General features: G+C 65.0%; 14 protein-coding genes and 1 CRISPR repeat array. Of the genes, 1 reads left to right on the top strand and 13 read right to left on the bottom strand.

The features are described from left to right. Positions 1 to 136: 136 nt before the first annotated feature. From AC3AYF_RS10420 to AC3AYF_RS10410, 3 genes are all read right to left on the bottom strand, one after another. Entirely contained in the window at positions 137 to 1,261 is a 1,125-nt protein-coding gene (locus AC3AYF_RS10420; protein ID WP_295039111.1) for an efflux RND transporter periplasmic adaptor subunit, read from the bottom strand. A 65-nt stretch (positions 1,262 to 1,326) separates the two neighbouring features. After that, positions 1,327 to 1,941 (bottom strand): TetR/AcrR family transcriptional regulator, encoded by a 615-nt coding sequence (locus AC3AYF_RS10415; RefSeq protein ID WP_295039113.1) that lies wholly within the window; start codon positions 1,939 to 1,941, stop codon positions 1,327 to 1,329. A gap of 292 nt (positions 1,942 to 2,233) precedes the next feature. After that, positions 2,234 to 3,127 (bottom strand): polysaccharide deacetylase family protein, encoded by an 894-nt coding sequence (locus AC3AYF_RS10410; RefSeq protein ID WP_295039115.1) that lies wholly within the window; start codon positions 3,125 to 3,127, stop codon positions 2,234 to 2,236. Between the two features lie 123 nt (positions 3,128 to 3,250). On the opposite strand from AC3AYF_RS10410, the gene AC3AYF_RS10405 reads away from it, so the two are divergent. After that, positions 3,251 to 4,390, top strand: a complete 1,140-nt coding sequence (locus AC3AYF_RS10405; protein WP_295039118.1) for a M42 family metallopeptidase — start codon at positions 3,251 to 3,253, stop codon at positions 4,388 to 4,390. Positions 4,391 to 4,455: 65 nt separating this feature from the next. On the opposite strand, the gene AC3AYF_RS10400 is transcribed toward AC3AYF_RS10405, so the two are convergent. The 10 genes from AC3AYF_RS10400 to AC3AYF_RS10355 form a co-directional block, all read right to left on the bottom strand. After that, the gene (locus AC3AYF_RS10400) at positions 4,456 to 5,400 is read right to left on the bottom strand and encodes an efflux RND transporter periplasmic adaptor subunit (protein WP_295039134.1); all 945 of its coding nucleotides are present in this window, start codon (positions 5,398 to 5,400) and stop codon (positions 4,456 to 4,458) included. 13 nt (positions 5,401 to 5,413) lie between these two features. Beyond that, positions 5,414 to 5,629: a DUF1656 domain-containing protein gene (locus AC3AYF_RS10395; RefSeq protein ID WP_295039121.1), complete on the bottom strand. Its 216-nt coding sequence runs from the start codon at positions 5,627 to 5,629 to the stop codon at positions 5,414 to 5,416. Then, entirely contained in the window at positions 5,619 to 6,011 is a 393-nt protein-coding gene (locus tag AC3AYF_RS10390; RefSeq protein ID WP_487779707.1) for a hypothetical protein, read from the bottom strand. The genes AC3AYF_RS10395 and AC3AYF_RS10390 overlap by 11 nt, the downstream gene beginning before the upstream one ends. Continuing rightward, positions 6,001 to 8,088, bottom strand: coding sequence for an FUSC family protein (locus AC3AYF_RS10385; protein WP_487779706.1), 2,088 nt, complete (start codon positions 8,086 to 8,088; stop codon positions 6,001 to 6,003). Before AC3AYF_RS10385 ends, AC3AYF_RS10390 begins: the two co-directional genes overlap by 11 nt. 204 nt (positions 8,089 to 8,292) lie before the next feature. After that, positions 8,293 to 8,928, bottom strand: a complete 636-nt coding sequence (locus tag AC3AYF_RS10380; protein WP_295039124.1) for an OmpW/AlkL family protein — start codon at positions 8,926 to 8,928, stop codon at positions 8,293 to 8,295. A 222-nt stretch (positions 8,929 to 9,150) separates the two neighbouring features. Beyond that, positions 9,151 to 10,404 carry a winged helix-turn-helix domain-containing protein gene (locus tag AC3AYF_RS10375; protein WP_295039126.1) on the bottom strand — a complete coding sequence of 418 codons (1,254 nt, stop codon included), beginning with the start codon at positions 10,402 to 10,404 and terminating at the stop codon, positions 9,151 to 9,153. A gap of 110 nt (positions 10,405 to 10,514) precedes the next feature. Then, positions 10,515 to 11,549, bottom strand: coding sequence for a metal ABC transporter solute-binding protein, Zn/Mn family (locus AC3AYF_RS10370; RefSeq protein WP_295039128.1), 1,035 nt, complete (start codon positions 11,547 to 11,549; stop codon positions 10,515 to 10,517). A gap of 40 nt (positions 11,550 to 11,589) precedes the next feature. Beyond that, positions 11,590 to 12,474 (bottom strand): metal ABC transporter permease, encoded by an 885-nt coding sequence (locus AC3AYF_RS10365; RefSeq protein WP_295039129.1) that lies wholly within the window; start codon positions 12,472 to 12,474, stop codon positions 11,590 to 11,592. Next, on the bottom strand, positions 12,471 to 13,169 hold the full coding sequence (locus tag AC3AYF_RS10360; RefSeq protein WP_295039131.1) for a metal ABC transporter ATP-binding protein: 699 nt from the start codon (positions 13,167 to 13,169) through the stop codon (positions 12,471 to 12,473). The genes AC3AYF_RS10365 and AC3AYF_RS10360 overlap by 4 nt, the downstream gene beginning before the upstream one ends. A gap of 23 nt (positions 13,170 to 13,192) precedes the next feature. After that, on the bottom strand, positions 13,193 to 13,339 hold the full coding sequence (locus AC3AYF_RS10355; protein WP_167404608.1) for a hypothetical protein: 147 nt from the start codon (positions 13,337 to 13,339) through the stop codon (positions 13,193 to 13,195). A 261-nt stretch (positions 13,340 to 13,600) separates the two neighbouring features. Further along, positions 13,601 to 14,178: a CRISPR direct-repeat array (repeat unit 29 nt; unit sequence CTGTTCCCCACGCCCGTGGGGATGAACCG). Positions 14,179 to 14,212 lie beyond the last annotated feature (34 nt).

The following is a 14,212-nucleotide window of genomic DNA, read 5'->3' as shown; positions in this document are numbered from 1 at the left end:
ACCGTGAAGGCCGGGTCTTCCTCACGCCCCATATTGAGAAACGAGAACGCGCCAGCCAGCGAGATCAGCACAATGAGAAACAGCGTGACGGATTTCTCCCGCACGGCGAGTGAGGAGAGATTGAAACGCGAGCGACTCATTGCGGCGATTCCGGCGCAGCGTCAACGCGCGCCCCGGCGAGGCGAACCGTATCCCCCTCCCGCAGTAGATGCGCGCCCATTGCCACGATGCGGGTGCCCGGTTCGAGCGCTCCGCTCACGCCGGCTCGCTCGTCACTGACGACGCGGACATCGACGGATTGCCAATGCACCGTGGCGGGATCCCCGTCGACCACCCAGACACCGGGACCGGCTCCCGCGTCATAGAGCGCGCTGAGTGGGATCGTCAGCATTTCGTTTGCGTCTGAGCCCCTCATCGGCAGCCGAACGCTGACAGTCGCTCCGAGCGGCGCGTCGGCGAATTCGGCGCCCAGCACGTAGCGTGCCTCGTAGGTACGCGTGGATGTATTCGAGGATTCCGACAGTTCGCGCAGTGCGGCGGGCCCGCTGGACGCTAGACCATAGAGAGTCGCTTGTGCCATCGAGCCGAGTGGTGGTCGCAGTGTCTCAGGCAGCTCAACGAGTGCTTCGCGGGGGCCTGCCTGGGCCAATCGGATTACTGTCTGCCCGGCCGCAACGACCTGACCAGGCTCTGCAAAGGTATCCATGACCACGCCATCGGCGTCGGCGACGAGGGTCGAGTACCGGGTCGCGTTGCGCGCCACCTCGGCTTCCGCGCTTGCCGCCTCGAGATCGGCCTGCGCCGCATCGGCCGCCGCCTTGGCCTCATCGTAGCGTGATACGGCAATGACACCACGATCGCGCAGCGTGCGATAACGGCGCTCGTCATCCTCGGTCTGCTTGGCACGCGCCCGAGCGGCGGATACCGCCTGGGCCGCCGACTCGGCGTTCAGGGTGAGATCGACGGGATCGAGCCGCGCCAACGGTTCGCCCTGCTTGACCTGCTCACCCACGTCCACCAGTCGTGAAAGGATCTTGCCATCGACTCGAAAGCCGATGTCGCTCTCGACCCTTGCCGAGATGACGCCGGTGAATGTGCGCGACTCGGGCTCGGCCGGCGTGACCGTTGCCACGCGCACCCGCGGTGGCTCGGTTCGCGGGTCCGCGCTCTGCTGCTGTTCGCAGCCGACGAGCGCCAATAGCAGAAGCGTAGCCGTCGTCACCGCCCTGGGGCGCCGGAGCGCCAGTCGCAGACCCTTCATGGTGTTGGCCGAATCCAAATTGTGAAGTCGTGACTATATTACTAATTGGTCACTACCACAATCATTCAAGGGGCCAGGCTGCGCAGAATATGACTGGAGAGCAGGCCGGGGGCCGAGCCGACCTGCTCGAGACTCTGCTTGAGGATGACGGGGTGCATGTAGGGGCGGATGATCAGGTAGATCGATGCGCAGACTTCATCCAGCGGCGTCTTGCGCTCGAAGTCGCCACGCTGGCGCCCCGCGACGACGATGGCTTCGATCAGTGACCTGACGCGCCTCTCGTAGAGCACCACTGGCGGCCAGTTGTCGGATGCCGCGGCGGCGGCGATCTCGTAGAGATTGCGCGCTTCGGAAAATAGCCGAAGGCTCGAGGTCACCAGCGCCTGGAACAGGCGTCGCAGCTGCTCTGGAGGGTGGTCGGTCGACGCCACGGCGGCGCTGATATCGCGATCGATCTCCTCCAGGCAGTCGCTGCAGATCACCTCGCCAATTGCCTGCTTGGAAGCGAAGAACTTGTAGATGTACGCCTTGGAAATGCCGATCGCCTTGGCGAGTTCCGAGACGGTCGTCTTGTCGTAGCCGTGTTGGCTGAAGTGCGTCTGAGCTGCCGCCACGATCTGATCGCGAATGTCGTGTTCGGCCGGGCCACGAGCGGGATCTGGCTGAAAAGAGTGGGGCATGGGTCGTGTGTTTCCCAAGGCAGGGGTACGAAAACAGGAAGAGATTGGCTTCCCGTCCAATAGGATCTGCATGGTGACTATTTAAATAAAAAGTCACAAGCGATGGCAAGTGGCACCAAGGCGCAAGGATACCGTCTGCCATCGTCATTTGCCTCATGCCGACACGTTCGCCTCGGCGACCCTCTCATCCGTGCTGGCCTCGTTGATTGCCGATATCGGCAATCCGGAGACTGGACCTGGCAGCCAAGGCCGCTTCCATCTCCTGAGCAAGCGTTGGCGGGACCAGATCAGGTCACGCCACTGCTTCAACTTGGCGGACAATGGCGCCCGGTGTCGTCCACCACACGCCCTGGGCCTCGCGGTAGTCGGCCAGCTCGGCGAGCACCTCGCGCAACTGGCGCAGCCGAAAGGGTTGCCCCACCAGCCAGGGGTGCAGCGAGATACCCATCACCAGCGGCTGGTGGCGGGACTGCTCGCGGAGCTCGTGGAACTGATCGCGGATCATCGTCGCGAACTCACTCATCGAGACGCGGTGCGAGGACATGGTGGGAATGTCGTTGAGCTCCTGCGGATAGGGGATCGACCACAGGTCGCCGTGAGTCGTCTGCATGGCGATCGGACGATCGTCGTGGGCCCAGTTGAGGGAGTAGCCGAATCCGGCTTCGCGCAGCAGGTCGGGTGTCGATTCGCTCTCCGAAATCCACGGCGACAGCCAGCCCTCGGGCGCCTGGCCGTAGCGCTCGGCCAGGCGCGTTCGGCAACGGCGGATCAGCTCGCGCTCTTCGTCGATGCCGAGCTGGCCCTGCCGCTCCGCATTGGTGTGGCCGTGGGCGATGATCTCGTCGCCCCGTTCGGCGAAGGCGTCCAGCAGCGCCGGGCAGTGATCGAGAATCGCGGTATTGGCGATCACACCCACCGGCAGGTTCAACGCTTCGAAGAGTTCGAGACAGCGCCAGGCGCCGACCCGGTTGCCGTATTCGCGCCAGGCGTAATTGAGTACGTCCGGCTCGCCCGCCGGCGCTGGCGGTGCGATCCCCACGCCTCGCCCCTCGCCGAAGGCGTAGTGCTCCAGGTTGAGTCCGACGTAGACCGCCAGACCGGTGTCGCCGGGCCAGCGCCAGTCGTCCCGATCGGTGATCGGGCGGTAATCGAAGCGCTGGTGGTGGCGCAGTGGGTGTCGAGTCATCCTTGTCTCTCCGGTGGGTCGAGTGAGACCACTAGCGTAGACGCGAACGGGAACCGATGAAGCAATCACGCGTCAGGGGCTGCTAAGCTAGAGTCACCTTCATGACTCGTTTAGGAAAGATGCATGAGCAAGAGCACGGACAAGAGCCCCAAGAAAACCACCAAAGGCGGCCGAGGCAGCGCCAAGCCGCTCGACGCGGATGCGATGACGTTTCTGGAGCGCTATCTCAACAACGCCTCGCCCACCGGCTACGAGTGGGAGGGGCAGAAATTGTGGATGGAGTATCTGCGTCCCTACGTGGATGAGTTCATCACCGACACCTACGGCACCGCCGTGGGTGTGATCAACCCGGACGCCGAGTACAAGGTGGTGATCGAAGGCCACGCCGACGAGATCTCCTGGTACGTCAACTACATCACCGACAACGGCCTGATCTACGTCATCCGCAACGGCGGCAGCGATCACCAGATCGCCCCTTCCAAGCGGGTCAACATCCACACCGACAACGGCATCGTCCAGGGCGTGTTCGGCTGGCCGGCGATCCATACCCGCCGCCAGGGGCCGAAGGAGAAGCCGCCGGAGCTCGACAACATCTTCATCGACGTCGGCTGCAGCACCAAGGACGAGGTCGAGGCGCTGGGCGTGCATGTCGGCTGCGTGATCACCTACCCGGACGAGTTCTTCGTGCTCAACGGCGACAAGCTGGTCTGTCGGGCCATCGACAACCGCATCGGCGGCTTCATGATCGCGGAAGTGGCGCGGCTGCTGAAGGCACGCAAGCAGAAGCTCGACTTCGGCCTCTACATCGTCAACGCGGTGCAGGAAGAAGTGGGCCTGCGCGGGGCGGAGATGATCGCCGAGCGGCTGGACCCGAACGTGGCGATCGTCACCGACGTCAGCCACGACACCTCGACACCGATGATCGAACCCAAGCGCGAGGGCGCCAACAAGATCGGCGACGGCCCGGTGATCTGCTACGCCCCGGCGATCCAGAACAAGCTGCGCGAACGCCTGATCAAGGTCGCCACCGAGCAGAAGATCCCGTTCCAGCGGCTGCCGCGTTCGCGTGCCACCGGCACCGATACCGATGCCTTCGCCTACTCCAACTCCGGCGTCGCCTCGGCGTTGATCTCGCTGCCGCTGCGCTACATGCACACCACCGTGGAGATGGTCCACAAGCAGGACGTCGAGAACGTGATCGAGCTGATCTATCACGCGCTGCTCGACATCAAGCCCGGCGAGACCTTCAGCTACTTCGACTGAGTGACGGAATTTCCACGCCAACCCCACGCCCCGGCGAGAGATCGTCGGGGCGTTTGTTTGTCGGATCAGATACCGATCAATCCTTCCCACCACTGGCGAATCGGCTTCCACCAGCCGGGGGCCTCTTCGCGCTCGCGTCGGTCGCCGTCGAGATAGACGGTGGCGGTGAGGCCGGCGGAGAGCTTGGTCCCTTCGGGAATGTCGTCCAGCGCGATGCGCACCGGGATGCGCTGGGAGAGGCGCACCCAGTCGAAGGAGGCGTTGACCGTGGCAAGGCCGTTCTGCTGACTGCTCAAGCTGCTGTCGCTGATGCCGCGGGCGAAGCTGTCCACGTGGCCCCAGATCGGGCGCTCGTTGGCCAGCAGCTGGATCCTGGCGGGGGCGCCGATGTCGATGCTGTCGAGCTTAGTCTCCTCGAAATAGCCCAGCACGTAGAAACTGTGGGCGTCGACCAGGGTCATGGCATCCGTTCCCACGGTCACGTACTGGCCGGGACGCAGCAGCAGGTTGGTGACGTAGCCGTCGACCGGCGCGCGCACGGTGGCGCGTTCCAAGTCCAGCTTGGCCTGGTCGACTTCGACCTCGGCCTGCTCGACCGCGGCCTGGGCCGTGGCCAGCGAGAAACGGGCGTTGTCCTTGTCCTCCTGGGAGACGTAGTTCTTCAGTCGCTGGCGACGGCTGTTGGCGGCCTGGGCCTCGTCACGCTTCTGCACCAGCTGGTGCAGGTTGGCCTGGGCCTCGTCCAGGGCCAGCCGGTAGCGCTGCTGATCGATGGTGAACAGCACGTCGCCTTTCGCCACCCGCTGGTTGTCGTGCACCTCGAGACTGTCGACGAGGCCGGCGACGTCGGTGCCGAGATTGACCACGTCGGCACGGACCCGGCCGTCGCGGGTCCACGGATCGTGCATGTAGTGATTCCAGAGCTGAGCGACGGCGACGATCGCGGCGGCGACCAGGGCGAGGGTCAGCAGCAGCCGCACAGTCCTGCGGAGTCCGGTAGGCCAGTTCATCAAGGTCTTTTCCTCATCCAGCGATCGGTAGCGAGCCCGTCAGGGCCAGCACCGACCACAACAGCAAAGCGTAGATCGCGATATCCGCGAGCACCGGTTGCCAGAACCAGTGATAGAGCCCCAGGCGCACGAAGAGACGCCGGAGAATCAGGTAGAGCCCCAGCGCCACCAGGACCGGAACGGCCAGCGGCGGCATCAGAAATCCCAGGAAGGACCATTCAGCCAGCATGTCGCGGGTCTCCGGTAGTGGCCGCCGTCGAGACGTCTGCCGTCTCGGCGTTGGCGCGGGCCTCGAGGGTCACCCCCGGCGCTTCGCGCATCAGGTGACCCAGCATGGCGATCTCGCCGATGCTGGCGATCGGCAGGTGGGTCTCGTGATAGAGCCGCTCGACCCAGGCGATGGCTTCGTCGGCCAGGGTCCGCCAGACGGCGGGATCGTGGCGTTCGCGGGCGATCAGCCGTGCGCCGATGCCGGCGAGCCAGGCTTCGATCTCGGCACGATGGGGGCCGAGCGCGTCGCGCAGACGGCGGATGCGCCACACGCACAGCACCAGGACCGGAACGGCCAGCGGCGGCATCAGAAATCCCAGGAAGGACCATTCAGCCAGCATGTCGCGGGTCTCCGGTAGTGGCCGCCGTCGAGACGTCTGCCGTCTCGGCGTTGGCGCGGGCCTCGAGGGTCACCCCCGGCGCTTCGCGCATCAGGTGACCCAGCATGGCGATCTCGCCGATGCTGGCGATCGGCAGGTGGGTCTCGTGATAGAGCCGCTCGACCCAGGCGATGGCTTCGTCGGCCAGGGTCCGCCAGACGGCGGGATCGTGGCGTTCGCGGGCGATCAGCCGTGCGCCGATGCCGGCGAGCCAGGCTTCGATCTCGGCACGATGGGGGCCGAGCGCGTCGCGCAGACGGCGGATGCGCCACACGCACAGCGCCATGGCGTGGAGGTCGATGGCTTCGCGCAGGGCCCGGTCGCTGCCGCCGAGGGCGACCAGCCGGCCCAGTCGGTCATAGAGGCGGCTCTCCAGGCGGGCACGGTTGGGCAGCGATCTCTCCCGCATCAGCCGGCTCAGGCCGCGCCAGTAGGCGGCCATCAGGATGCGGATGCGCTCCTCCGGCGAGCGCTGGCGCAGCAGGGAGTAGGTGAACATGGCGCAGAGGGTGCCGATGATCGAGGCCAGCCCGCCGTTGATGTAGCGCGCCGGGGCGAAAGTGTAGGTTGAGTTGAGATTGAGCAGCGTCATCATGGTGATGGCGCCGGCCAGCCCGATCGCGGACCAGCGCGGATGAGGGGTCAGCAGCGTGCCGATCGTCACCGGTACCGCGACGGCCAGCGCCAGCAGCGGGAAACCGTTGATCACCGGCAGCACCAGGAACAGCAGGACGCCGCCAAAGACCACCGCGGCGATCGAGCCCCACAGGAACTGATAGACCACTGCCGCGGGATCGGGCGCCTTGGCGAACAGCATGGTGAAGACGCCCAGCAGCATCATGGCGAGATAGCCGGAGTGCCAGCCGCTGTGGATCCAGAACAGGCCCAGCAGCTCGAAGGCGACGAACACGCGGAAGGCGTTGAAGCGGGCCACGAAATGCTCGTTGTGGGTAGTTCGCGAGCGGCGCTCGCGGGGTAGCGTCTCGATCCGCGATGAGGCCGGATCGTCGAGGGCGTGGCGCAATCGCCGGCCGTGCTGGAGCAGCCCCAGCACTTCGCCGAGACGCTGGCGAACCAGCTCGGCGCGGGCGCGACTGCGCGGCTCGACCGTGGTGTCGTCCCAGTCGAAATCGGCCAGCACCAGGCGTTCGCGGGGTTCGCCATCCGGCGCCGACGCGATCGTCTCGAGCAGCGGGACCGCCTCCGTGGCCAGTTGGTTCAGCCAGCGTTCGCCATCGTCGCAGGCGCGCAGGTAATCGAGCGCCGTCTGCAGTTCCCGCACGGCGGTGAGCAGCGCCAGGCCGTCGGCGGCAAAGCGATCCAGCGCCGGAATGAAATGGCTGAGCCGGCGGGTCTCGAGACGCGTCAGTCCCCGCAACTTCTCGAACTGCTGATAAGTCGCCAGCAGCGCCTTGAGCCCGTCGTCCCGTTGCGCTCGTGAGCGCGGCGCGTCCAGCGACGCCAGCGTTTCCCTGGCGCTCAGCGAGAGGAAGGAGGACAGCGCCCCGGGCAGCGCGCGGCTGCCGAAACGCGGCGCGATGACCACGTGCATCAGCAGGCCGCAGCCGATCCCCAGCGCCGTCTCGGTGAAGCGGGCAAGCGCGATCGTCCAGATCTGGTCGACGCCGGTACCGATGGCCGTCAGCGAGACCAGGGTCGCGGTATAGCCGCTGAGCATCATCACGTAGCCGAGGTATTCGTCCTGCTCGAGCATCACCCAGTACATGCAGAAGGCGAGCCAGCCACCGGAAAACAGCAGATAGAGCATGGGCTGCTGGCCGAACAGGGCGATCAGCCCCAGCCCGACGACCGCCCCGAACAGGGTGCCGAACAGCCGTGCGACGCTGCGCCCGATGATGATGCCGAGCGGCGGCGTGCCGCCGGTGAACATGACCGGCTGCAGGGTCACGATCATCACCGCCAGGATGGCCCAGGCGGGTTGGTAGAGATCGAGGCGCATGGCCAGGAACAGGGCCAGCCAGACGGCCAGTACCGTTCTCAACGCCAGTAGCCAGTGATCGGCGGGGATTCGAATCATGAATGACCAGCGCCCATGGGTGCGGTCACCCATGGGTCAGTAGTGAAGCGGAATAAAAGTTAGTCTGCGAATGATCACATGATCTCCGACGTAAGTCTAGAGTTTTGGGCAAAAATCTCGGCGGGGGACGTCAATTCGGCGCGCCATATGCCTGGCCACCGGACGGTGGCCAGGGACGAGCCGGCCGGGTGGCGGCGGTTCGCTTCAGAAGCGATAGCCGATGCCACCCATGACCACGACGGGGTCGATATGTACCGTGGTGTCGTAGGATTCGCCACCGATCGTGGCGGTGGTGTCGGAGTCGATATCCAGATACCAGGCCGCCGCATTCAACGACCAGTGATCGTCGATCAGCAGGTCGACGCCAAGTTGCGCTGCAGCGCCCCAGGAGTCATCCATGTCCAGACTGCCGCCGTCGACCTTCTCGTCGGAGAAGTGGGTGTAGTTCAGGCCGGCGCCGACATAGGGCTGAACCCGGGCATCGGTGCCGCCGAGCGGGTAGTACTGCAGTGTCAGGGTCGGCGGCAGATGTTTGGTGGAAGCCATCTGGGTGCCATCCAGATTGATGTCGTGCTTGAAGCGCTGGGCGGCCAGCAGTTCGACGCCCCAGTTGTCCAGGAAGCGATAACCGAGCGTGAAAGCGAAGCCGCTCTCGTCGTCGACGTCGACCTTGTCGACGCCGATGGCATCGAAGTTACCGTTGTCGCTCTTGGGCGAGACCTTGGCGATACCGAAGTGGGTGAACCAGTCGCCGGCACCGTAGGCGAAGGCGCTGCTGGTGCCGAGTGATGTCGCCACCGCCAGTCCGGCGATGCTCAAGCGGCGTAGGATCGTGTTCATGAATGGCGTCCCCTTGATGGCCCTTGGTGTACTCGCCGCAACCGGTGGGGTCGTGGCGTCGGAATCAGCCTACGCCCGAATAACCACAATAATAATGTGGTTATTGGTCGCAGAAGTATTATTAGGAAAGAGGAAAGAGGAAAGAGGGAAGAGGGAGGAGGGAAGAGGGAGGAGGGAAGAGGGAGGAGGGAAGAGGGAAGAGGGAAGAGGGACGCGCCGGCTTCAGAGATGGCGCCGCCGTTGCGAGTCCACCGGCCAGTGGGCCATGAGGCGCTGGGCCAGCGGGCGTTCGCAGGCGAGATGGATACGCGGAAGCCCCAGCCAGGCGGCCAGTTGCTCGAACTGCTGCGCCAGGGCGGTGAGGTGTTCCTCCCCGAAGCGGATCTCCGGTTCCGGGTGGAGCGCGAGGAGCGTCAGCTCGCCCTCGGCGCGACGAGCACGGAGATCGACACGCCCGATGAGCCGGTCACCGTGGAGAAAGGGCATGACATAGTAGCCGTAGACGCGCTTGCGAGGCGGCACGTAGAACTCGAGGCGATAGTGGAACCCGAACAGTCGCTCGGTTCGCTCGCGGTACCAGACCAGCGAGTCGAACGGTGACAGCAGGGCAGCGGCCTCGACACGCCTCGGCACGCTGGGTTCGCCGAGCAGGTAGCCGGGCTGGCGCCAGCCCTGCACCGCGACCAGCGTCAAGGTGCCGTCCTCGACCAGGGTCTCGAGCGCGGTACGGGTATCGTTCGGTGCCAGTCGATAGTAGTCGCGGAGGTCTTTCTCGGTGGCCACTCCCAGGGCGGTGGCGGACTGGGCCAATAGCTGGCGATGGGCTTCGAGCAGCTCGGGTTCGGGCTGGTTCAGTATCGCGCTCGGCAGCACCCGCTCGGGGAGATCGTAGAGCCGTTCGAAGCCCCGGCGGCGGGCAACGGTGACCTCCCCGGCGGCGAACAGCCACTCCAGCGCCTGCTTCTCCTCGCTCCAGTCCCACCACGGGCCTGACGGACCTTCCCGCGTGTTCAGCGCCCCCGCCCCCAGTGGGCCCTGCTCGCGCACGCTGGCCAGCACGCGCTCGATCACGTCGCGCCGCTCCCGCCCGAACCTCGCCAGGTGCTTGTAGATGCCGATGCCATCCTGGGCACGGCGCATGCGCCAGCGCATCGCCGGGTAGAGCGACAGCGGCAGCAGCGAGGCTTCGTGGCCCCAGTACTCGAACAGGGACCGGTGACGGTTGCGGCTCCAGGCCGCCTCGTCGAGCAGCGCCGTCGGATATGGGCCGAGCCGCGACAGGACGGGCAGGTAGTGGGAGCGGGCCAGGGCGTTGACGGAGTCGATCTGCAACACGCCAAGGCGGTTCAGCAGGCGATTGAGATGGCCGCGGTTGACGGTATCGGGAGAGGAGGCGGTGAATCCCTGGGCCTTCAGGGCGAGCCGCCGGGCCTGGGCGAGGCTGAGATGACGGTGGGGGGCAGTCACTGGCGGCATGAAAACGACACTGTCTCGGCGAAGGGTCGAGAGCAGTGTCGTCCAGGTGGCGGTGATTGACCAGTGCGAGGAGCGACCGGCGGCGCCGAAGTGCCGCCGGTCCCGCCGAGTCAGTCGTCGGCCGTCAACGCCTCGATCAGCGTGTCGACGTTGTGACGGAACATGCCGAGATAGGTGCTGCCTTCGCCATCGGGCGTCAGCGCGTCGGCATACAGCGTGCCGCCGATGGCGACGCCGGTCTCCTCGTGCAGCTGATTGATCAGTGCCGGGTTGCTCATGTTTTCCAGGAACAGCGCCTTGGCGTGGCTGCTCTCGATCTGCTGCGTCAACTGGGCCATGTCGCTGGCGCTGGGTTCGGCCAGGGTGTTGATACCCACCGGCGACAGCAGCTCGAGGCCGTAGGCGTCGGCAAAGTAGCCGAACGCGTCGTGGCTGGTGATGATCAGGCGATTTTCCTGCGGGATCTGCGCCATACGCTGCTTGGCCTCGGTGTCCAGCGCTTCCATCTTCTCGATGTACTGCTTGGCGTTGGCGCGGTAGTCGTCGGCGTGGTCCGGATCGGCCTTCACCAGCGCATCGCGGATATTGCGGGCGTACTGCTCGCCGTTCTCGAGATCCTGCCAGGCGTGCGGATCGACGTCGCCATGATGGTGATGATGGCCTTCCGCGCCGCCGTTCGCCGCATGATCATGATCGTCGTGGTCGTGGTCGTGGTCGTGGTCGTGGTCGTGGTCGTCATGACCGTGACCATGATCGTCACCCTCGTCGTGATGCCCCTCGAACGGCCGCGTCTTGATGCCGTCGCTGGCGACCACGATGTCGCCATCGTATTCACTGGCGTCGATCAGGCGGTCGATCCAGCCCTCGAGCTGCAGGCCGTTGACCACGATCAGGTCGGCATCGGCCAGTGACTGCGCGTCGGAAGGCTTGGGCGAGAACGCGTGCACGTCGCCGTCCGGGCCGACCAGCGAGGTGACCGCGACATGGTCGGCGCCGATGGTCTCGACCATGTCGTCGAGGATGCTGAAGCTGGTGACGACCTTGAGCGGGTCCGCCTGGGCGTAGATCGGCGACAGGGCGGCGACGCTCAAGCCGCCGGCGATGAGCCCCTTGAGCAGCGCGGAAGAGATCGATTGGCGGGACATCTTGAATTCCTCGTGTGGAGTTGAACGGTGGAGTGCCGAGTTAGCCGTGGGCGTCCGGCGGCAGCATGGGCTGGACCCGACGACGCCAGCGGGCAAAGACGCTGTGGTACCGCCCGAACAGCGCGGAAAACAGATAGATGATGCCGGCGAGCAGAATGATGCAGGGGCCGGAGGGCAGGCCGGCGTGATAGGAGAGCAGCAGGCCTCCCACGCTCGAGATCATGCCGATGGCGATGGCCAGCCCCATCAGGCCCTCGAGGCGTTTCGACCAGAAGCGTGCCGCCGTTGCCGGCAGCATCATCAGGCCGACCGCCATCAGCGTCCCCAGCGTCTGGAAGCCGGCCGTCAGGTTGAGCACCATCAAGCCCAGGAACAGGCCATGCACGGCGCCGCCGCGAATGCCCTGGCCGCGCAGGAACAGCGGGTCGAGGCACTCCACCACCAGGATGCGGAAGATCGCGGCGAGCACGATCAGGGTCAGGCTCGACACGCTGACGATCAGCCACAGCGCGGTACTGTCCACCGCCAGGATCGAGCCGAACAGCACGTGGGTCAGATCGACGCTGCTGCCGCGCATCGAGATCAACATCACCCCGGCGGCGAGCGAGATCAGGTAGAAGCTGGCGATGGCGGAGTCTTCGCGATGGCCGGTCAGGCGCGACACGCTGCCCGCCAGCCCTGCCACCAACAGCCCGGCGATCAGGCCGCCAAAGCTCATCGCCGGCAGCGAGAACCCGGCCAGCAGGAAACCCACCGCCACGCCCGGCAGCACGGCGTGGGCCATGGCGTCGCCGACCAGGCTCATGCCGCGCAGGGTGAGGAAAACCCCCAGTGGCGGCGCCACCAGCGACAGTGCCAGGCCGGCCACCAGCGCGCGGCGCATGAAGCCGAAATCGATCAACGGAGAGAACAGCCAGTCGATCATGCCAGCGTCTCCGCCGTGGAGGGGGAGCCGCCGACCCGGGCGGGCGTCGACCAGGTGCCATGCCCGCGTTCCAGATGCAGGATCCGATCGGCCAGCCGGGTCATCTGATCGTGATCGTGCAGCACGATGATGATCGCCGCGCCCTTGGCCGCCATGTCCTGCAGTACCTCGATCAGCACTTCGACGGTGGCGGCATCGACATTGGCGAACGGCTCGTCCAGCAGCAGCAACTGGGCTTCCTGCATCAAGGTACGGCCGAGCAGGGCGCGCTGGCGTTGGCCGCCGGACAGCTCGCCCAGCGGGCGGTGCTCGAATGCCTGCAGACCCAGGCGCTGCATCACTGCCTGGCCGCGGCGATACTCCGTCGGGCCGTAGCGCTTGAAACTGCCATGGGTCGGCCAGCAGCCGCTCATCACCAGCTCCTCGACGCTCATCGGGAAGGTCAGGTCCAGCGCCAGCTGCTGCGGCAGCCAGGCACGCCGGGCGTTGGGTACCCGGCAATTGACCCGACCGCTGACAGGGCGAAGCTCGCCCATGATCCCCTGGACCAGCGTGCTCTTGCCGGCCCCGTTGGCGCCCACCAGCGCGGTGATGGTGCCGGCCTCGAAGTGGCCCTCGATACCCTCCAGCACCATACGATTGCCCTGCGCCAGCGACAGAGACTCCAGTGTCAGCAGGGTGTTGGGCTCATCCATCGCCTGTGTCCTTGACTGCGCCATCAACCGAACACCCCGGCAGCCCAACCCGCGACGAGCCACAGCACCGCCAGCGGCAACAGCGCCAGCAACACGCGCCGCCCGGCCCCCAGCGACATCAAAGAAAAATGGCACGGCCCATCGGGGCGGTGCCGGTGACGGTGTGACATGACAATCTCCTGAAACGGAAGCAAAGGTTATAACATAACAATTGATGTGGAAAGGGGAGATTGGTGAGGTTCATGGCTTGACCCGAAAGCTGTGGTGCGAAAAACATCGCTGGTAATTAGCAATATGAATTTCCAGCATTCCTGTAACCGACTGATAATCGAGTTAATCTCTCCTACTAATTCGTGAGCGGATCAGGAGGAATCGCTGGTGGAAAGTTGACTCTTTGTTTTGCTCTTTAAAAACAAAAGCCTACAATTAGACTGTTCCCCACGCCCGTGGGGATGAACCGATCAAAAAGAAGTCGACGAAGCCGCCGCCCCGCTGTTCCCCACGCCCGTGGGGATGAACCGCTACGTCTTACGGCGGAACGTTTGGCAGCAACCTGTTCCCCACGCCCGTGGGGATGAACCGCAGGCAATGTCCTGGCCGCGAACGCGTGTTCGCTGTTCCCCACGCCCGTGGGGATGAACCGGCTAACGGAATTAGATAACAAACAAGTCAATCCTGTTCCCCACGCCCGTGGGGATGAACCGATTAATCGCCCATTCGGCAAGGTCTTTCGTAACTGTTCCCCACGCCCGTGGGGATGAACCGTACGAATGCCCCAGGATTACTAATCGTACTCGCTGTTCCCCACGCCCGTGGGGATGAACCGTCGGGCAATGGGTTATTTCGACCTGGGAAGTTCTGTTCCCCACGCCCGTGGGGATGAACCGTTTTAAAGAATATCAATATCACAGGCGCTTTTCTGTTCCCCACGCCCGTGGGGATGAACCGATTTTGCAGTTAGCCACAGCCGGTATGATGGGGTGTTCCCCACGCCCGTGGGGATGAACCGTGGATGGAGAAAAGGGAACAGCCGTCATCGACCT

The organism is Salinicola sp. (assembly GCF_982684285.1).
The sequence above is the reverse complement of the archived record's forward strand: the minus strand, read 5'-3'. Positions and strand labels throughout refer to the sequence as shown.